Origin of the sequence: Mammaliicoccus sp. F-M27 (assembly GCF_022387115.1) — a bacterium.
GTDB classification, from domain to species: domain Bacteria; phylum Bacillota; class Bacilli; order Staphylococcales; family Staphylococcaceae; genus Mammaliicoccus; species Mammaliicoccus vitulinus.
In genome coordinates, this window is sequence record NZ_JAJNIE010000003.1 from 219,249 (window position 1) to 239,472 (window position 20,224).

19 protein-coding genes and 1 rRNA gene are annotated in these 20,224 nt (G+C 33.9%); 2 read left to right on the forward strand and 18 right to left on the reverse strand.

Going from position 1 to position 20,224, the window contains the following annotated elements; genetic code table 11:
* Window positions 1-41 precede the first annotated feature (41 nt).
* From LQ598_RS05575 to LQ598_RS05640, 14 genes are all read right to left on the reverse strand, one after another.
* Window positions 42-560 (reverse strand): NYN domain-containing protein, encoded by a 519-nt coding sequence (locus LQ598_RS05575; protein WP_016911165.1) that lies wholly within the window; start codon window positions 558-560, stop codon window positions 42-44.
* Window positions 560-1,306 (reverse strand): 23S rRNA (guanosine(2251)-2'-O)-methyltransferase RlmB, encoded by a 747-nt coding sequence (rlmB, locus tag LQ598_RS05580; protein ID WP_239745340.1) that lies wholly within the window; start codon window positions 1,304-1,306, stop codon window positions 560-562. Before rlmB ends, LQ598_RS05575 begins: the two co-directional genes overlap by 1 nt.
* Complete coding sequence (locus tag LQ598_RS05585) at window positions 1,299-1,688, reverse strand: Mini-ribonuclease 3 (protein ID WP_162829036.1); 390 nt, start codon at window positions 1,686-1,688, stop codon at window positions 1,299-1,301. Before LQ598_RS05585 ends, rlmB begins: the two co-directional genes overlap by 8 nt.
* 13 nt (window positions 1,689-1,701) lie before the next feature.
* The gene (cysS, locus tag LQ598_RS05590; RefSeq protein WP_016911168.1) at window positions 1,702-3,105 is read right to left on the reverse strand and encodes a cysteine--tRNA ligase; all 1,404 of its coding nucleotides are present in this window, start codon (window positions 3,103-3,105) and stop codon (window positions 1,702-1,704) included.
* Window positions 3,089-3,730 (reverse strand): serine O-acetyltransferase, encoded by a 642-nt coding sequence (gene cysE / locus LQ598_RS05595; protein ID WP_016911169.1) that lies wholly within the window; start codon window positions 3,728-3,730, stop codon window positions 3,089-3,091. The genes cysS and cysE overlap by 17 nt, the downstream gene beginning before the upstream one ends.
* Before the next feature lie 255 nt (window positions 3,731-3,985).
* Window positions 3,986-5,440 carry a glutamate--tRNA ligase gene (gene gltX, locus LQ598_RS05600; RefSeq protein ID WP_016911170.1) on the reverse strand — a complete coding sequence of 485 codons (1,455 nt, stop codon included), beginning with the start codon at window positions 5,438-5,440 and terminating at the stop codon, window positions 3,986-3,988.
* Between the two features lie 15 nt (window positions 5,441-5,455).
* Complete coding sequence (gene ispF / locus LQ598_RS05605; RefSeq protein WP_107557150.1) at window positions 5,456-5,935, reverse strand: 2-C-methyl-D-erythritol 2,4-cyclodiphosphate synthase; 480 nt, start codon at window positions 5,933-5,935, stop codon at window positions 5,456-5,458.
* Entirely contained in the window at window positions 5,928-6,614 is a 687-nt protein-coding gene (gene ispD, locus LQ598_RS05610) for a 2-C-methyl-D-erythritol 4-phosphate cytidylyltransferase (protein ID WP_016911172.1), read from the reverse strand. The genes ispF and ispD overlap by 8 nt, the downstream gene beginning before the upstream one ends.
* Before the next feature lies 1 nt (window position 6,615).
* Window positions 6,616-7,674: a PIN/TRAM domain-containing protein gene (locus LQ598_RS05615; protein WP_016911173.1), complete on the reverse strand. Its 1,059-nt coding sequence runs from the start codon at window positions 7,672-7,674 to the stop codon at window positions 6,616-6,618.
* A 22-nt stretch (window positions 7,675-7,696) separates the two neighbouring features.
* Window positions 7,697-9,067 (reverse strand): DNA repair protein RadA, encoded by a 1,371-nt coding sequence (radA, locus tag LQ598_RS05620; RefSeq protein WP_103322210.1) that lies wholly within the window; start codon window positions 9,065-9,067, stop codon window positions 7,697-7,699.
* Between the two features lie 155 nt (window positions 9,068-9,222).
* Complete coding sequence (locus tag LQ598_RS05625; RefSeq protein WP_107536380.1) at window positions 9,223-11,685, reverse strand: ATP-dependent Clp protease ATP-binding subunit; 2,463 nt, start codon at window positions 11,683-11,685, stop codon at window positions 9,223-9,225.
* An 18-nt stretch (window positions 11,686-11,703) separates the two neighbouring features.
* Window positions 11,704-12,708, reverse strand: a complete 1,005-nt coding sequence (locus tag LQ598_RS05630; protein ID WP_016911176.1) for a protein arginine kinase — start codon at window positions 12,706-12,708, stop codon at window positions 11,704-11,706.
* The gene (locus LQ598_RS05635; protein ID WP_016911177.1) at window positions 12,709-13,245 is read right to left on the reverse strand and encodes a UvrB/UvrC motif-containing protein; all 537 of its coding nucleotides are present in this window, start codon (window positions 13,243-13,245) and stop codon (window positions 12,709-12,711) included.
* Window positions 13,246-13,259: 14 nt separating this feature from the next.
* Window positions 13,260-13,721 (reverse strand): CtsR family transcriptional regulator, encoded by a 462-nt coding sequence (locus LQ598_RS05640; protein ID WP_016911178.1) that lies wholly within the window; start codon window positions 13,719-13,721, stop codon window positions 13,260-13,262.
* 174 nt (window positions 13,722-13,895) lie between these two features.
* Here LQ598_RS05640 and LQ598_RS05645 point away from each other — a divergent pair, with 174 nt between their 5' ends.
* Entirely contained in the window at window positions 13,896-15,116 is a 1,221-nt protein-coding gene (locus LQ598_RS05645) for a NupC/NupG family nucleoside CNT transporter (protein ID WP_107536381.1), read from the forward strand.
* A 51-nt stretch (window positions 15,117-15,167) separates the two neighbouring features.
* On the opposite strand, the gene pdxT is transcribed toward LQ598_RS05645, so the two are convergent.
* Both pdxT and pdxS read right to left on the reverse strand, forming a co-directional pair.
* The gene (pdxT, locus tag LQ598_RS05650) at window positions 15,168-15,746 is read right to left on the reverse strand and encodes a pyridoxal 5'-phosphate synthase glutaminase subunit PdxT (protein ID WP_107536382.1); all 579 of its coding nucleotides are present in this window, start codon (window positions 15,744-15,746) and stop codon (window positions 15,168-15,170) included.
* A 1-nt stretch (window position 15,747) separates the two neighbouring features.
* A complete protein-coding gene (gene pdxS / locus LQ598_RS05655) occupies window positions 15,748-16,635 on the reverse strand; it encodes a pyridoxal 5'-phosphate synthase lyase subunit PdxS (RefSeq protein ID WP_016911181.1) in 888 nt (295 codons plus the stop codon).
* A gap of 110 nt (window positions 16,636-16,745) precedes the next feature.
* On the opposite strand from pdxS, the gene pdxR reads away from it, so the two are divergent.
* Window positions 16,746-18,155, forward strand: coding sequence for a MocR-like pyridoxine biosynthesis transcription factor PdxR (pdxR, locus tag LQ598_RS05660; protein ID WP_107536383.1), 1,410 nt, complete (start codon window positions 16,746-16,748; stop codon window positions 18,153-18,155).
* On the opposite strand, the gene LQ598_RS05665 is transcribed toward pdxR, so the two are convergent.
* A complete protein-coding gene (locus LQ598_RS05665; protein ID WP_107536384.1) occupies window positions 18,150-20,051 on the reverse strand; it encodes an FUSC family protein in 1,902 nt (633 codons plus the stop codon). The genes pdxR and LQ598_RS05665 overlap by 6 nt on opposite strands.
* 87 nt (window positions 20,052-20,138) lie before the next feature.
* A 5S ribosomal RNA gene (gene rrf, locus LQ598_RS05670) occupies window positions 20,139-20,224 on the reverse strand; the annotation flags it as partial.

Below are 20,224 nucleotides of genomic sequence, written 5' to 3' on the forward strand. Positions count from 1 at the left end.
CAGAGCACAGTACTTTTTAATCAAACTTCAAAAAATAATGTTTACTTGTTATTTCTTCTCCATTTTTCAAATTGCTGCAGAACTTCATCTGGCAAGTCCAATCTGTTTCTAGGTGTTTTTGTTTCTATTTCTGATAAGTGTTTCGTTACTACAGATTCTTGATTGGCAATCGTCGACCACATTTCTCTCGAAGAAATTCTATATGCACCCGAACCAAAAATAGCATGTTGTTCACTCATATCACTTGTTACTACTGTTATATGTGTGATGTGCTTTCTATATAATTCATATGTTAATTTCTCAATGTAGCTATCTGCCGTTTCTTTACCTTTTGTATAAACTACTTTTACACCATGTTTAATTTCAATAGATTCTGTGCCTTCTACGCCATAAGCATCAAAAACTACAATCATCTCACCATCATGTTGTGTATTGTAATTAATAAGTGTGATTAACAGTTTGTCTCTCGCTTCTTCTAAAGAAACTTGAGCAATTGAAGATAACTCCTTTGACTGCCCTATTAAATTATAGCCATCGATAATTAAATAGATATCTTTCATTATGACTGACCTATAGGATGCCTTTTACGATATACTTCATACATCAATAGACTTGCCGCAACTGATGCATTTAAACTGTTTACGTGCCCGACCATTGGTAATTTAATAAGAAAGTCACACTTATCTTTAACTAGTCGACTCATTCCTTCACCTTCACTACCAATAACAATTACTAACGGCATTCCAGCATCCATTTGGCGATAGTCTGTTGCATTCTTAGCATCAGTACCCGCAACCCAATAGCCAACATCTTGAAGACGTTCAATAGTATGCGGTAAATTTGTAACTCGAATTACTGGAACATGTTGAATTGCGCCAGTAGACGCTTTAGCTACAGTTGCATTTAGCTGAACTGATCTTCTTTTCGGTATGATAATTCCATCAATGCCGATAGCATCAGCAGTTCTCATTATTGAGCCTAAATTATGTGGATCTTCTAAACCATCTAACATTAATAAGCAAGGTTGATGATCTATATCTTTCGTTTCGGAAATGAAATCTTCCAGTTCTTTATATGGATATGGTGCAATTAGTGCAGCAATCCCTTGATGTGGAACATCTGTCAGGTAATCAATTTTTGATTTAGGTACAGTTTGAACAACTATTTTTTTAGTTTTTGCAATTTTTAAAATTTCACCAATTTGTTTCTTATTGATACCTTCTTGAATAAGCACTTTATTAATTGTATGCCCTGAAGTTATAGCCTCTTTTACCGCATGTCTACCAACAATGATGGATTCATCCATTCGCACTCACCCTTTCTTCTGTAATTTCTATCATTTTATTTATTAGTGCTTCTAATCGTTCTGTTTCATCTATTAAAAATAAATAGCCAAGAACCGCTTCAATTGCCGAACTTTTTCTATAGGTCTGAATGTCTGTATTCTTAGCTTTCGTATAACTCTTTGCATTTCGACCACGTTTAATAATATCTAATTCTTCTTCATTAAAAAAAGATTCTTCTATCAATATATTAAGTGCAAAGGCTTGTCCTTTTGCAGAAACATATTGCTTAGATAATTGATGTAAACGATTCGGCTTACCTTTAATTTTAAGAATAATATGCTTTCGAACATAAGTATCTAAAATCGAGTCTCCCATATACGCTAAAGATAAAGGATTTAACATTTTTACTGTTAATTTATCCACGTTTAAACCTCACACCTTGAGCTGTGTCTTCAAGAATAATGTTTTGTTCTTTAAGCGCATCTCTAATTTCATCGGCTCTTTGGAAATTTTTAGCTTTCCTTGCTTCATTACGCTCTTCTATTAACGCTTCAATTTCTTCATCTAACAATTCATTTTGAGCTTTACCAACTAAAGGCACACCTAATACGTCGCTAAAAACTTGATATACTTCTTTAAAGCGTTGAATAGTTTGTGTTGAAGTTGTATTTTCTAATAAGTATTTATTCGCTAATTTATTTAAATCATACCAAGCTGTCATAGCATTAGCAGTATTAAAATCATCATCCATATATGTTTCAAAGTCTAGTAATATTTGATTGATGTTTTCAATATATTGATTCGTTTCATCATTTTCACGTAATGCAAAACTTTCTCTATCCGTTAATGATTTATAACTATTACGTATTCTTTCTAACCCTTTATTTGCCGACTGAACGAGATCCAAATCATAGTTGATTGGATTTCTATAATGCGCACCAACCATAAAGAACCTTAATACATCTGGGTCAATTTCTTTAATAATGTCATGCACTAAAATAAAGTTCCCTAATGATTTACTCATTTTTTCATTATTTATATTTACAAAACCATTATGCATCCAATAATTAGCGAAGGTCTTGTCATTGTGCGCTTCTGATTGTGCTATTTCATTTTCATGGTGAGGGAATTGTAAATCTGTCCCACCTGCATGGATGTCAATTGTATCACCTAAGTGAACTTGTGCCATTACTGAACATTCTATATGCCATCCTGGTCTTCCTTCACCCCATGGACTATCCCATTTAATTTCGCCGGGTTTAGCTTGTTTCCATAATGTGAAGTCTAGTTCGTCTTCTTTTTGTTCACCAGTTTCAATTCTTGCACCAACTTTTAAGTCGTCTAAAGATTGGTGACTTAACTTACCATAGTCATCAAAACGTCGCGTACGATAATAAACATCGCCGCCACTTTCATATGCATATCCTTTTTCCACAAGTACCTTTATAAAAGCAATGATATCGTCCATATGATCCATAACTCTTGGATTAGACGTACCACGTTTACAATTTAATGCCCCAGTGTCTTCGTAGAATGCTTCTATAAAACGATCTGCAATTTCAGGTACTGTTTCACCTAATTCATTTGCGGTCTTAATTAATTTATCATCAACATCAGTAAAGTTAGATACATATTGGACATCATATCCACGATATTCTAAATATCTCCTTACAACATCAAAGGCAACTGTCGCTCTAGCATTCCCTATATGAATGTAGTTGTAAACAGTTGGACCACAAACATACATCTTTACTTTCCCTTCTTCAATGGGAATAAATTTTTCCTTTTGTCTCGTTAACGTATTATATAACGTAATCATCAACAATCTCTCCATTCTTCGTCTTTTCAAGTTGACGTTCCAATTCTTTTAATTGTTCATATATAGGATCTGGTAAATTAGTATGATTAAAGTTCTTACCGACTTTCAATCCATCTTGCTTAACAATTCTACCTGGTATGCCAACAACAGTAGAGTAATCTGGAACATCTTTTAACACGACTGAGTTCGCTCCAATATTCACATTACTTCCAACTTCTATATTGCCAAGTACTTTTGCACCAGCAGCTATTAAAACATTATCACCGATATCGGGATGTCTTTTCCCTCGCTCTTTACCAGTTCCGCCTAGTGTCACACCTTGGTAGATTGTCACATTGTTTCCAATACGACATGTTTCACCTATTACAATCCCCATACCATGGTCTATAAATAACCTCTTTCCAATAGTAGCGCCTGGATGAATCTCGACACCCGTAAAGAATCGAGATATTTGCGATATTGATCTTGCAATAAAGTACATTTTCTTTTTAAAGAACCAATTTGCAATCAAATAACTCCATATAGCATGCAGCCCTGAGTAAGTCATAACGATTTCAAATGAAGACCTTGCTGCTGGGTCTTGATCAAATACCATTTGAATATCATCTTTGACTCTTCTAAACATTTAAATCCCCCCTCAGATAACAAAAAGGCGCCTCTAACAATAGTTGCTAGAGGTGCCTTTTTGCACGGTTCCACTCTTTTTAGCATTTTAAAATGCTCACTCATTTAAATATTGATATATTTACCTTGTATAATAAAGGTGCATTCGTTTATATAATGTGGCACATTTTCAGCAACCATGTACTCTCTAATTTCACATTATCCAAACTACTTATCCTTTAAGTCATTTTCATCATAGAGTCTTGTTTTAAAAAAATCAAACGAAACGTTTTAATCTTGCTAACACTTTATCTCTACCTAATAACTCGATTGTGTTAGGTAACTCTGGGCCATGTGTTTGACCTGAAACAGCAACTCGAATAGGCATAAATAATTGTTTACCTTTGATGCCTGTTTCTTTTTGTACTGCTTTAATAGATTTTTTAATTTCGGCTGATTCAAATGGCTCTAAAGTTTCAAGTTGTTTTACAAGCTCAGCCATTACAGTTGGTACTTGTTCACCATCTAAGACTTCTTGTGCTTCTTCAGTGAAATCAAGATGTTCTCTGAAAAATAGTTCAGATAACGGAACAATTTCGCCTGCATAGCTCATTTGTTGTTGATATAAACCTACTAAATCTCTTGCCCAAGATAATTCCGCTTCTGAAGGACTTTCTGATAACAAACCAGCTTTAACCATATGTGGAATTGTCATTTCAAAGACTGTTTCAGAATCTTTTTCTTTCATGTATTGGTTATTAATCCACTCTAATTTTTTCTTATCGAAGAAAGCTGGTGATTTTGAAAGGCGTTTTTCATCGAAGATTTTAATGAATTCTTCTTTAGAGAAGAGTTCTTCTTCGCCTTCTGGAGACCATCCTAATAATCCGATAAAATTAAAGATTGCTTCAGGTAAATAACCTAAATCTTTATATTGTTCAATAAACTGTAGAATTTGTCCATCACGTTTACTTAATTTTTTGCGGTCTTCATTAACGATTAACGTCATGTGCGCAAATTGTGGCGGTTCAAAACCTAAAGCTTCATATATCATAAGTTGTTTAGGCGTGTTTGAAATATGATCATCACCACGAATAACGTGAGAAATTTCCATATAATAATCATCAATTGCAACAGCAAAGTTATAAGTTGGTATACCATCTTTTTTACAAATAACCCAGTCACCAATACCATTTGAATCAAATGCAACTTCACCTTTAACGATGTCGTCGAACTTATATTCAGTATTTTGTGGTACTCTGAAACGAATACTTGGTTGTCTGCCTTCTGCTTCAAAAGCCTCTTGTTCTTCTTTAGTTAAATGTGCGTGTTTACCACCGTAACGAGGCATTTCTCCTCTAGCGATTTGTTCTTCGCGTTCAGCTTCTAATTCTTCTGAAGTCATATAACATTTATAAGCTTTATCTTCGGCTAATAATTGGTCAATTAATGGTTGATATAAATGTCCGCGCTCTGATTGGCGATATGGACCATATCCTCCGTCTTTATTGACAGATTCATCCCATCCTAATCCTAACCATTCAAGGTTAGAAAATTGTGACGCTTCTCCGTCTTCTAAATTTCTGGCTATATCAGTATCTTCAATACGTATAACAAAATCCCCATCATAATGTTTAGCAAATAAATAGTTAAATAATGCGGTTCTTGCGTTACCGATGTGTAAGTAACCAGTCGGACTTGGCGCGTATCTTACTCTTACTTTGTTACTCATCGTCTCACTCCTGTTTTATTCTTTACTTGTTAATAATACCACAGCTTGCGCTTGTATGCCTTCTTCTCTTCCTAGAAATCCTAATTTTTCATTAGTAGTCGCTTTCACATTTACATCCTCAATAGACACTTCAAATATTGAAGCAATTGCGTCTCTCATCTTATCTATATGGGGTCTAAATTTTGGTTGTTCAGCTATAATTGTAGCATCTACATTTCCAAGTTTATATCCCTTTTTCAAAACTTGTTTATAAGCTTCATTTAATAACCGTTTTGAATCCGCATTTTTAAATGCAGGATCTGTATCTGGAAAAAGTTTACCTATATCACCGAGACTGGCAGCACCAAGAATAGCATCCGTAATTGCGTGGAGTAATACATCAGCATCACTATGCCCTTTTAATCCGTGAGTATATTCTACTTTAATGCCACCAATTATAAGCGGCCTTGTTTGATCAAATTCATGTACGTCATAACCATAACCTATTCTAAACATCACAATTACCTCGTCTTTCTAATATAGAATCAGCAATTATTAAGTCTTCATGGGTTGTAATTTTGATGTTATCATAATCTCCATTTGTAATATGTACCTTGTACCCTGCTCGCTCTACTAACGAAGCATCATCAGTACCTATAAACCCATCTTTTTCAGCTAAATTATAAGCCTGTAAAATGACATTCCTACTAAAAGATTGAGGTGTTTGTACTTGAAACATAGTCGCTCGATCATAAGTTTCTTCTACAACACCATCGATTACTCTTTTTATTGTATCTTTAGCCTGTACTGCTAATATAACAGCATTGTTTTTTAAAGTTTCTTGATAAAGCTGATTTATTTTTTCGTGCGTAATAAATGGTCTAGCACCATCATGAACCATAACAACTTCTGTATCTATTAATACTTTTAATACTTCATTGATACTATGTTGTCTTTCTTTACCACCAGGAATAACTCCAGCAACTTTACTGAAATCTTTTAAATGTTCCTCCATTAAATGAACTTCATTTGGATGTGCAGCAATAAAAATTTGTTCACATTTCTCAATTTCTTGAAAAACAGACACGGTTCTTCGAATAATTGTTTCTCCATCAACTTCCAGGAATAATTTATTTATTTCGGTTCCCATTCTTTTGCCTTGCCCAGCTGCTGGTATTATCGTAGTAAACCCCAATTTATGACACCTTCTTCGCAAATATGATTCTACCAGAGGACGTTTGTAATAAACTCATAACCTCAACTGTAATTGTTTTACCAATACATTCTCTACCTTTTTCAATAACAACCATTGTCCCATCATCTAAATACCCGACACCTTGATCATCTTCTTTACCAATTTTCGTGATTAATAAATCGAAAATATCTCCTTGATGTAAGACAGGTTTGATAGCTTCTGACAAATCGTTAACGTTCAATACTTTAATCCCTTGCACAGCACAAACTTTATTCAAATTATAATCTGTCGTAATAATACTCGCGTTATATTTTTTAGCTAAAGTAATTAATAGCGCATCTACATCTTTATGTGTAGAAGTTGGTTCAATTATTGAAATTGAGAAATCCGTTTCCTTAAGTGAATTTAAAATATCTAATCCACGTTGACCTTTATCTCGTTTAACACTATCTTTAGCGTCAGCAATTACTTGCAACTCTTCTATAACACCTTGAGGAACAAGTATTTCACCATCTATAAAACGACATTTCACAACATCTAAAATTCGTCCATCAATAATCGCACTTGTGTCTAAAATTTTCGCGTATTTTGAAGTTGTTTGTCTCATTAATGAATTTGATATGCTTTCTGGAAATAATCGTAATATCTCTTCACGCTTTTGCAAGCCAATCTGAAATCCTAAATAACATAAAAAAGCAGCAATAATTATTGGTAAAATATGTTTCAAGACTGGCGCACCGATCATTTCTAATATAAATGAGACCATCACCGCAATCATTAAACCAATCATCACACCGATAGTAGCAAAAAATATTTCAAGAATACTTCTCTTTAATAAATACTTTTCTCCTTGATCAGCCATGTCTACAATTTTATCTATTAAAAATCCAAACAATAAGAAAATGACAACTGCTCCAATAAGACCATCAATATAAGAATTAGTGAGCACTTCTTCGGGTTGGATACTAAACGCATTAATCAGTTCTGGAATCACCATAATACCAAGCGAGGAACCTATGACTAAGTAACACAATATGATTAGTCCCTTTAAAATTTTCATACGTTATCCTCCTAATGGTTAATTATGCATTAAAAGCAAGTTTCAATGCTTCTCTTGTCGTTGATACACCAATCACTTCAGTGCCTTCTGGAAATTCTAAACCTTTAATATTATTTTTAGGTATAATAATACGCTTAAATCCGAGTTTAGCAGCTTCTTGGACCCTTTGATCAATTCTTGCTACCCTTCTTACTTCACCCGTCAAACCAACTTCACCAACGTAGCAATCATCACCTTTAGTTGGTTTATCTTGGAAACTTGAAGCTATCGCTATGATAATGCTTAAGTCTACAGCAGGCTCGCTCAATTTAACACCACCAGCAATTTTAATATATGCATCTTGCTGTTGTAATAAGAAGTTTTCTTTTTTCTCTAGTACGGCCATTAACAAGCTTAATCTATTATGATCTATACCTGTAGCCATTCTTCGTGGGTTATGGAATGTTGTAGGTGTTACAAGTGCTTGGACTTCAACTAATATAGGTCTTGTCCCTTCCATCGTCGCAACAATGGTCGAACCAGACACATGTTTCGTTCTTTCTTCGAGAAACATTTCTGAAGGGTTCGTTACTTCATTAAGCCCAGTTTGTTTCATTTCAAAAATACCCATTTCATTAGTTGAACCAAAACGGTTTTTAACTGCTCTCAATATACGATAAGCATGATGTGTATCACCTTCAAAGTATAAAACGGTATCTACCATATGTTCTAATAATCTTGGACCAGCTATTTGTCCATCTTTCGTTACATGTCCAACGATGAATGTAGCTATATTCATTTGCTTAGCTATGTGCATTAAATTTTGTGTACATTCTCTCACTTGAGAAACTGAACCTGGCGCAGATGTAACTTCTGGATGATAAACAGTTTGAATAGAATCGATAACTAATACATCTGGTTTTTCTTTTTGAACCATACTGTGTATAATCTCTAAATTCGTTTCTGCATATACATTTAATTCTCCAGAATCTTCAACTAAACGCTCTGCTCTTAGTTTAGTTTGTTTTACCGATTCTTCACCTGATACATATAACACATTCTTTTGTTGGGATAGTGCCGCACATATTTGTAATAGTAATGTAGATTTCCCAATTCCGGGGTCTCCACCTATTAATACAAGTGAACCTTGTACGACTCCCCCACCTAAGACACGGTTAAATTCATTGATTTTAGTTTTTATTCTAGGTGTATCTTCTTCTTTAATATCTTTTAATTTTTCTATTTTTTGAACTGGAACATCTGACTTAAATGTGTTTTTAGGTCCTTTAGTTTCTTTTTGTTCAATAGATTCTTCCATTTGATTCCACGCACCACAATTCGAGCATTTACCCATCCATTTAGGAGATTGAAATCCGCAGGCTAAACATTCAAATACTACTTTCTTTTTTGCCATCCATGTTACCTCCGTATTAATTGAATAGTTATATTTTAAACTTGACTGACTGTAAAAACAAATTAATATACTTTAAAACAAACATAAAAAGTCCGCAGACTATTAATAGCAATAGTTTGCGGACTCATTATATGATTAAAATTACATTTTAATTTTTAAGCTTGTGAAGTTTCTTGTTCTGTTTCGTCTTCTTTATGATCTGATATATCAAATTTAAATTCATCTTCTCTGTAATCAACCATGACATCTTTACCTACTAAGTCTTGGCCAGATAAAATTAATTCACTTAAGTTATCTTCTACATGTTTTTGAATAGCACGCGTTAATGGTCTCGCACCGTATTCAGGATCAAATCCTTCATCAGCAATTTTTTCTTGAGCTGGATCAGAAAGTGTGATGTGAATACCTTGTTCTGATAGACGTTTAGTTAAGTTGCCAGCCATCTTAGCAACAATTTCTTTAAGATGTGACTTTTCTAGTTTGTGGAATACGATAATATCATCCACACGGTTCAAGAATTCTGGTCTGAATTGTTGTTTCAACTCATCCATCATTGTTTTTCTGATTGTTTCATAATCAGGTCCACTATCTTTCGCACCAAAGCCTACAAATCTAGCGTTTTGTAGCTCTTGAGCACCTACGTTAGATGTCATAATAATAACCGTATTTCTAAAGTCTACTTTACGACCTTTAGAATCTGTTAAATGACCATCATCCAACACTTGTAATAAGATATTAAATACATCTGGATGTGCTTTTTCAATTTCATCAAATAAAATAACTGAATATGGTTTACGTCTTACATTTTCAGTTAATTGACCACCATCATCATGACCTACATAACCTGGAGGAGAACCTACTAATCGACTGACAGAGTGTTTCTCCATGAACTCACTCATATCAACTCTGATCATTGCATCTTCTTCACCAAACATTGCATCAGCTAGTGTACGAGCAAGTTCCGTTTTACCAACACCAGTTGGACCTAAGAATATGAAGCTACCAATTGGTCTCTTAGGATCTTTCAATCCTGCTCTTGCACGTCTAACTGCTTTAGAAATAGATTGAACAGCATCATTTTGACCGATTACACGACCATGAAGTATAGACTCTAAGTTTAATAGTCGTTCTGATTCTGTTTCATTTAATTTTGTAATTGGAACACCTGTCCAATTTGCTACTACTACAGCAATATCTTCAGCCGTTACACAAGTATTCTTCTCACCTTGTGCTTTTTTCCATTCGTTTTTCGTATCTTCTAATTGTTTTTCAAGTTTTGTTTGTTTATCTCTTAAGTTAGCAGCATTTTCAAATTCTTGAGAGTGCACTGCTGCATCTTTTTCTTTCTTAACTGTTTCTAGTTCTAATTCAAGCTCTTTAAGACTTGGTGGTGTCGTATAATTTCTAAGTCTCACTTTAGAACTTGCTTCATCAATTAAGTCGATTGCTTTGTCTGGTAAGAATCTATCAGAAATATAACGATCACTCATATTAACAGCCGCTTCAATTGCTTCGTCTGAAATGTTGATACGGTGATGCGCTTCATAACGATCTCTTAATCCTTTTAAGATTGAAATAGAATCTTTAGTATTTGGTTCATCAACTTTAACTGGTTGGAAACGTCTTTCTAACGCTGCGTCTTTTTCAATATATTTACGATACTCATCTAATGTTGTAGCACCGATACATTGTAATTCACCACGCGCTAGTGCAGGTTTCAAGATATTAGATGCATCAATCGCACCTTCTGCACCACCAGCACCAATAAGTGTGTGTAACTCATCAATGAATAACACGATGTTACCAGCTTGATGAATTTCTTCCATTACTTTTTTCAATCTTTCTTCAAATTCACCACGATATTTAGTACCAGCAACAACTGTTCCCATATCTAACGACATAACACGTTTACCTTTTAATGTTTCAGGCACTTCGTTTTGTACAATTGCTTGTGCTAGTCCTTCGACAATCGCCGTCTTACCGACACCAGGTTCCCCAATTAGAACTGGGTTGTTTTTAGTTCTTCTACTTAATACTTCTATCACTCTTGTGATTTCGTCTGAACGTCCAATAACTGGATCTAAAGTTCCATCTTCAGCAATCACTGTTAAGTCTCTAGCTAATCCATCTAAAGTAGGTGTTGCTTGATTTTTAGTAGTTTGTGCATTTTTCGAACCTTGTTCTGGACTACCTAATGATTTCACAACTTGTGCTCTTGCTTTTGTAATATTTAAATCTAAGTTAGCAAACACACGAGCAGCGACACCTTCGTTTTCACGAATGAGTCCTAATAAAAGATGTTCTGTTCCTACGAATGTATGGTTAAGCTTTCTTGCTTCATCCATAGAAAGTTCGATTACTTTTTTAGCTCTAGGTGTGTAATGAATTGCGCCTACTTGCTCTTGGCCTTGACCAATTAAATTTTCAACTTCTTTAGTTACTTTTTCTTCAGTAATACCAAACGCATCAAGAACTTTAGCTGCAATTCCTTCTGGTTCTTTCATTAAACCTAATAATAAATGTTCTGTTCCTATATTTGAATGATTCAATCTCATTGCTTCTTCTTGTGCATGCGCTAATACGCGTTGTGCACGCTCTGTTAATCTACCAAATAGCATAAACTAACCTCCTAATTTTTATATGTGTTCTCTTAAAAAGGTTGCTCGCTTTTCATCTACAGATTGTTCCGAGTCTTCACCTTCAAAGAATGGTGTTTGTATTGTAACCATTAAATTATCAAAATTAAAGTCATTACTCTCGAGATGACCTAAATCTATACCGAGTTTCATTTCACTTAACCTAAGTGATGCTTCTTCAACAGATATTAACTGCGCTGACTTTAAGATACCTTTAGCACGATGGACTCTATCTTTCGTTTCCATATGGTTAAAGCGATCAAGTCTTTGTCGAATTTGTTCTTCTTCACTAATAATCTGTTCAACAATTTGTGTTAAGTCTTCAATAATTTCTTGTTCAGTCTTACCAAGTGTTAATTGATTCGATATTTGATATACATGGCCTAGTGCACCTGTTCCTTCTCCATATATACCCCGAATTGTATAACCAAATCGATTAATTGCTTGGCCAATTCTTTTCATACGTTTCATAATGCTCAGTCCTGGTAAATGCAACATGACACTCGCTCTTAAACCAGTTCCAATGTTAGTAGGACATGTCGTTAAAAATCCATGTTGTTCATCGTATGAAATTGTTAAATGTTTGTCTAACTCGTCATCTAATTTAGATGCTGTTTCATAAAGTTCATTTAACACGAGATTGTTGCCCATTACTTGTATTCTTACATGGTCTTCTTCGTTAATCATAACACTTGTAGATTCATCTTCATTTAATAGTACTGCGCCGGACTGCTGTTTCGTAAGTGCAGGACTGATTAAATGTTTAAATACTAATTTATTTTGCTCAAGCTCACTTAATTCAGATAACTTTGTAAGTTTTAAATTTGATAATGCCTTACTAACTTTATCAATTACTTTATTTCCTGTTTCGTCATCTTCGTATTTGAGCGGATGAACTTCATCTTGAAGGTTTCGAGCAAGTCTTATTCTGGAGCTCATGACAATTGGCGTATCATCTGTTTTTTTCATCCAATCGCTAATATGTTCATTGATATGTTCTTCCATTTACTTGACCTCACCTTCTGCTTTCAAAGCTTTAATTTCATCTCTAACAACTGCCGCATCTTCAAAAGCTTGTTCTTCAATCAAACCTTGTAAGATTTTTTCTTTTTCAGCTATTTGTTGTTTAAGCTGTATTTTGCTTCTAGATGATACAGGTATCTTACCTGTATGTTCGCCACTACCCGCTTGCACTCTTCTAATAATTTGAGGTACATCATCTTTAAACGTTTCATAACAGTCATGACAACCAAACTTACCTACTTTAGCTATATCAGGTAAAGTCATGCCACAAGTAGGACAGTGCTTTTCTTCTTGTGGTTGAACTTGCTTAAAGTTAATGCCGTGTTTACCTACGAGATATTGTAAAAATTGATTCACAACAAATTCTTGATCTAAATTTTGATCGCTCATTTGATCATCTTGGAAATAAAAATGTTCTGAAGCACAGTTTTTACAAATCCATTGTTCAGTTTTATGTTTCTTACCAGTTGATGTTAATTGAATTGTTGCTTCTTCTTTACCACAAATTTCACAAAGCATACTGTCACTCCTTTTTAACTATAATGTATGACGGCAAGTATACGTTTCAATATATTTGCTCGAATAATATCTCTATATGGTATTTCTATTTGTAATGTATCTCTATGAAGTGTTTGTAAAATCATTTTTTTCTCTCTATCCGTAATTAGCTTATTCTCAAATAAGCCGTCAACGATTCTAAATGCATTTGCTTGCGATATTTGATCACCTGTCAACTCTATTAAATGTCTAATAAATGCTGATTGACTATTCGTTTCGACTTTAGAAATACGAATGTAACCTCCACCACCTCTTTTACTTTCAATAGCGTAACCGTGCTCATTAGTAAATCTTGTTTTAATAACATAGTTTAACTGGGAAGGTACACAATCAAACTTTTCAGCAATATGCGCACGTTTAATTTCAACGACATCACCTTGAGCTTCTTCCAGCAATTGCTTTAAGTATTGCTCAATGATATCCGACATGTTGTGCATTAATCATCACCTCTTTTGACCTTCTTTGACTATATTATATGTTCTGCACTTTATTATTTCAATTAATTTGTTTCTTTAAAAATTTTTAAAATTTCATACCGCTTTCAAAAGAAATAAGTTATGATATAAGATAGGTTATTAAAGAGAGAATACCAAGGGAAAGGTGTGTTAGTAATGCATTATATTATCGGGATTATCGGTATCTTATTGTTCCTATTTTTAGCATGGCTAGTAAGCTCTGATAAAATGCGCGTCAGATGGCAGTATATAGGATTAATGATCGTAATTCAGTTTATATTTGCTTTCTTATTATTAAAAACAACAGGTGGATTAACTATCATAGGTGGAATTTCAAATGGCTTTAACTATATCATAGCAAAAGCTATGGAGGGGATAAACTTTGTGTTTGATGGTGTAGCAAACGTCGATCCAAAGAGTAACAAACCTGTTTCAGTTTATTTCCTTAACGTATTGATGCCAATCGTATTTGTATCAGCACTTATCGGTATCTTACAATATATTAAAGTATTACCTCTTATCATTAAATATTTAGGATTAGTTATTTCTAAAATAAATGGTATGGGAAAATTAGAATCATATAACGCAGTTGCATCTGCAATTTTAGGTCAATCTGAAGTATTTATTTCTATAAAAAAACAACTTCCTTTAATTCCTAAGCATCGTATGTATACATTAACTGCTTCAGCTATGTCAACAGTTTCTGCATCTATTATCGGTGCATACTTTACAATGGTTGAACCAAGATATGTTGTAACAGCAATTGTATTAAACTTATTTGGTGGATTTATTATGGCATCCATTATAAATCCATATACAGTAGACCCTAAAGAAGACGACATTATGATTCAAGAGTCTGGAGAAAAACAGTCGTTCTTCGAAATGTTAGGAGAATATATTTTAGATGGTTTCAAAGTAGCGGTTATCGTTGCAGCAATGTTAATCGGTTATGTAGCATTGATTGGCCTCTTAAATGGTGTCACATCTAATATCTTCTCAGCTGTTTCTGGGGGTTCTATTTCTTGGGACTTCCAAACTTTAATTGGATTTATCTTTGCCCCATTTGCTTTCTTAGCAGGTATTCCGTGGGCAGATGCAGTACAATCTGGTAGTATAATGGCAACTAAAGTTCTTTCGAATGAATTCGTTGCAATGGGTATTTTACCTGAAGCAGACATTTCTGAAAGAGCAAATGGTATCATTTCTGTATTCTTAGTTTCATTTGCAAACTTTGGATCAATTGGTATCATTGCCGGTGCTGTAAAATCATTAAATGATAAACAAGGAGATAACGTTGCACGATTTGGTTTAAAACTATTATACGGTGCAACACTTGTATCATTCTTATCAGCAACTATCGCTGGATTCTTCTTATAATAAAACAAAAAACAGTCAACTGACTTTTTAAGCCAGTTGACTGTTTTATTTTTATTGTGGTTGTTTCACTTGATATTGTTCAACAATTTCTTCAATAAAATATTTCATGATTTTATAATCATCTGTTAGTTCTGGATGGAAAGATATACCTAAGTATTGATTTTGTCTTACAGCTACTATTCTATCTTCAACTGTAGATAATACTTCTACACCTTCATGAGCAGATTGTATGTGCGGGGCACGTATAAATACTGCATTAACCGCTTCATCTATTCCTTTCACATCTAAATCCTGTTCAAAACTATCGACTTGTCTACCAAACGAATTTCTTTCAACAACTACATTTAATTTATTTAAATGGCTTTCCTGTCCAACAACTGCTTTAGCTAACAGTATAAGACCGGCACAAGTGCCATACATAGATAATTCACTATTTCTCAGCGCCTCAGTAAAACCATATAAATCCATTAATCTTCGCATAGTCGTCGATTCTCCACCAGGTAATACAAGACCATCAATTTCATTTAATTGATTGACTGTCTTAATTACAATACCTTCATGACCAGTTTGCTCTATATGCTTAATATGCTCTCTTACCGCACCTTGTAGACCTAGAACACCAATTTTCATATTACCATCCACGCTCTTGCATGCGTTCTTCTAATGATAATTGATTAATATCTAAACCTTTCATAGCTGGTCCTAATTCTTTAGAAAGTTCAGTAATCAATTTATAATCTTGGTAATGTGTAGTAGCTTGAACGATAGCTTTTGCGAATTTTTCAGGTGCTTCTGATTTGAATATACCAGAACCTACAAATACGCCGTCAGCGCCTAACTCCATCATTAACGCAGCGTCAGCTGGTGTTGCCACACCACCTGCAGCAAAGTTCACAACTGGTAAACGACCTAAATCTTTAATTTCTTTTAGGATTTCATAAGGGGCACCGATGTTTTTAGCTTCAGTCATAATTTCATCGTCGCTCATAACTACTAATTTGCGTACTTCTGAATTAACTTGTCTCATATGACGAACAGCTTCAACAATATTACCAGTACCTGGTTCGCCTTTCGTACGTAACATGGCCGCACCTTCACCAATTCTACGTGCAGCTTCACCTAAATTACGGCAACCACATACAAATGGTACTGTAAAATCATCTTTCTTTAAATGATATTCTTCGTCCGCTGGTGTTAATACTTCTGACTCATCTATGTAATCCACACCCATTGATTCTAAAATGCGTGCTTCAGTTATATGACCAATTCTTCCTTTTGCCATAACTGGAATTGAAACAGCATTCATTACTTCTTCCACTATACGAGGATCTGCCATTCTTGCTACGCCACCTGCCGCTCTAATATCAGATGGAACACGTTCTAATGCCATTACAGCAACAGCACCAGCCTCTTCAGCTAACTTAGCTTGTTCAGCATTAACCACATCCATGATTACGCCACCCTTTTGCATTTCTGCCATACCTCTTTTAACTTTATCTGAACCAGTAATTTTTGACATCTTAAAACTTCCTCCTTTTAAATCGCTTATTAGTAGGTTATACTAAATTCTGAACTGGTAAAAGAGTCAGATTTATTAAAAAATAAGTGGTCAGATTTGAGGTTAACGATATGGAAATGCTTATGTTTGATATTAATAGAAATATTAATATACCAATATACCAACAACTTTATGAAAATATTAAACAAAATATCATTAACGATGTCATGAGACACGATGAAAAACTACCTTCAAAAAGACAATTGAGTCACTATCTCTCTGTCAGTCAGACAACTATCGAACATGCATATCAACTGCTATGTGACGAGGGTTATATTTATAGTAAAAATCGATCAGGCTTCTATATTAATGATATTGTAAACTTGCCTGTAACTTATAAAACAAAAGTACCTGCTCAAACTAACCAAGATGAAATAAGCTATAAATATAGTTTTAAACTGGGTGCAATAGATAAAGAACACTTCCCAAATGACCTGTTCAGAAAATATGCAAAAGAAGCATTCGACGAGCAACAAGTTCACCTTTTGGATAGTGGTCATAAACAAGGAGATTTAAATTTAAGAAAAGAAATCGGACATTATGTATTTCACAGCCGTGGCGTGAACTGTTCACCACAACAAATCATTGTAGGTTCATCAACTGAACAATTATTATCCATTATCACTGATATGATTTCTGATTCAAAATATATGATAGAAGACCCACTATATAAACAAGTGAGAAATTTACTCAAAAGAAAACATGTACCTTTTGAATTTATACCTGTAACGCAAAACGGCATTGATATTGAACAAATCAAAAAGACTGATTATGATGTCGTCTATATTACACCAAGCCATCAGTTTCCTACCGGCGTCATTATGGATTTAAAACGACGAACTCAACTTATAAAATGGGCATCAGAGAAATCTAATCGCTTTATAATTGAAGATGACTATGACTCGGAATTTAGATATGGTGGCAGACCTATTCCAGCGCTACAAAGTTTAGACAACTCCGATAGTGTTATATATGTCAGTACATTCTCTAAATCAATCTCTCCGTCTCTACGTGTAGCTTATGCAGTATTACCTAAAAACTTAATTACACTCTATCAAAAGAAAACCAATATAGAAGGTGGCACGGTACCTAGACATACTCAATACATGCTCAGTCGTTTTATGAATGAAGGACATTTTGAAAGACATCTGAATCGAATGAGGAAAATATATAGAACTAAAAGAGATCATATTCTCAAACAACTTAGAAAGTATCCAGAAACTTTTGCAATCTCAGGAGAATTAACCGGGATGCATTTTATATTAACTGTTACAAACGGTCTAACTATAGAAGACTGTATAAGCAGAATTAAAGAAGCTGATATAGACATAAAACCACTATCCCACTACCGTTTCAAAAAAACAGACAACAAACCACATTTTGTACTGGGCTTTGGCGGAATAAATACAGAAGATACAGAAGATCATATTAACGCATTAATATCATGTTTAACCAAAAGAAAAAAGACTTCATCGTTATGAAGTCTTTTTGTCTAATTTATTACTGCTTAAACTTTGCAATTTCATTAATTCCGTTCTAATACTCGTAAACTCTTTTAATTGCGGTAATTCAATAGGTTCATAACTTGTATTAAACACTACTTTTTTGCATATATTTTCATAGGTTGTTAAGTAAAGACCTATAGATTGATCAGATAAAGTACTGATGTTACCTTTTTCATATGCTCTTTCTAATGTAAAAGCTAATTGCTCTACGGTAAATATAATTGGATATAAATATTCAACCTTCTTAACGTTGTTATCCATTTCATTTAAAGCTGCTTGATACATCGCTTTAGTATTCATGATTTCTGTATGCATTTCTCTGATGATTGTTGAATCTGCAATACTATGTTGATATTTATTTGATGAAAATAGTGTGTGTAATATATTAGCTTGTAACCTCAAAGTATTATTAATTGTTTTCGGTAATTTTTTAGAAGCTTGATTTCTTCCAACTATTAGTACACCTATCAAACCTATCGCTGATCCAATGATAACATCTGTTATTCTAGGTACCACTAAATAAGTGTCGAAGTGTTTAGTTATAGCTGCAGACATTAATAGTACATTTGGCGTTATAAACATAACAGCAATCGTATAGTTAAATGCGATTAATAATTCAGCTGTCCCCATCAAGATAGCCATTAAAATTACAATGGTCCATGTATTCGGCTCAAATACTAAAATCAAAACTGCGACTAACATACCTATAATTGTACCAACTGTTCTTTGTAATGCTCTTTGTATAGTTGATAAAGAAGATGAACCTAACAATACAGAACAGCATGACATAGGTATCCAATAAGCTCTTTCAAATCCCATTCCAAATGCAATAATAACAGAAGCAAATAAAATAATGCCATATTGCATAGATGACATAAGCACTAAAGAGTCTTTAGATAAGTTTTCTTTAATAATCCTTGAATACATAGGCTTTCTATAGCTAATTTGTTTGTCTAGTTGTAAATCAGATTCATTAAGCAACTTAACCGTATTATTAATCAAATCAGCTAATTCACTTATATATATATCTTCTCCAGTGTAATCTATTGGCAGATAATCTGAAGTTTCAGTTCCTTCAATTCTCTTATATATGTATTTTAGAGATTCACTTATTTCTATTGGTAAAACTTTATAATCCTTTGAAGATAATTCTAAGCAACTAGACCATATAGCTTCTGCTCTACCTTTTAATTGTAATAAGCGATTATAATCTTTGTTTTTATTCCAAAAAGTATTCGCAGTTGTTAATGTGTTAGTCGCATGATGTATCGAGTTTAAAGTATCGCTACGAGCATCATCAAATGTTTTTCCACTAAAGTTTTTAGTTAAATGAGCTAAATTTTTAAAAATATTTAAAACACTCTCAGTTTCCGGTTTTTTATGATTAAAAATAGCATCAACTATAACAACTATTGTACTTACAAGTCCTCCACATAATACAAGTAAACCTCTGTTCAGAAAATCTTCTGGCATAATAGGCATAATAGATGCAACACTATAAGTAAGTACGAAAAACAGTGAAGATGGTCCTGGTATTTGAAATGCTTTTAAGACAAAGTGAGCAATCATACCAATTAATCCTAATATTAAAGCATATAAAAATGGAACTGTAATTGTTAAAGTTCCTAACATTAAGCAAATGCTTAACATGACAGACACGACAATAACTTTTCTTATTCTAGATGGATAAGAGCCATTAATTACATAAATATTACTAAATGATCCTAGTACTGCCGTCAATCCAAGATCGAATCTTCCAAAAAGTACACTAGATGATAAAATAATAAATACTATAATAGCTTGCATTAATGCTTTTTTGGTTGCTAAGTTCTTTTTATTTACTTTGAACGTCTCTTCAAAATATTTTTTCATTTTATTAGCTCCCTTCTAGATTTCGAACAAAAAAAAGAGACCTAACAGGTCTCGAGTGCGGCTCATCGCATCCATTTATAAATATTTGCCCGGCAACGTCCTACTCTCGCGGAACGTAAGCCCAACTACCATCGGCGCTAAAGAGCTTAACTTCTGTGTTCGGCATGGGAACA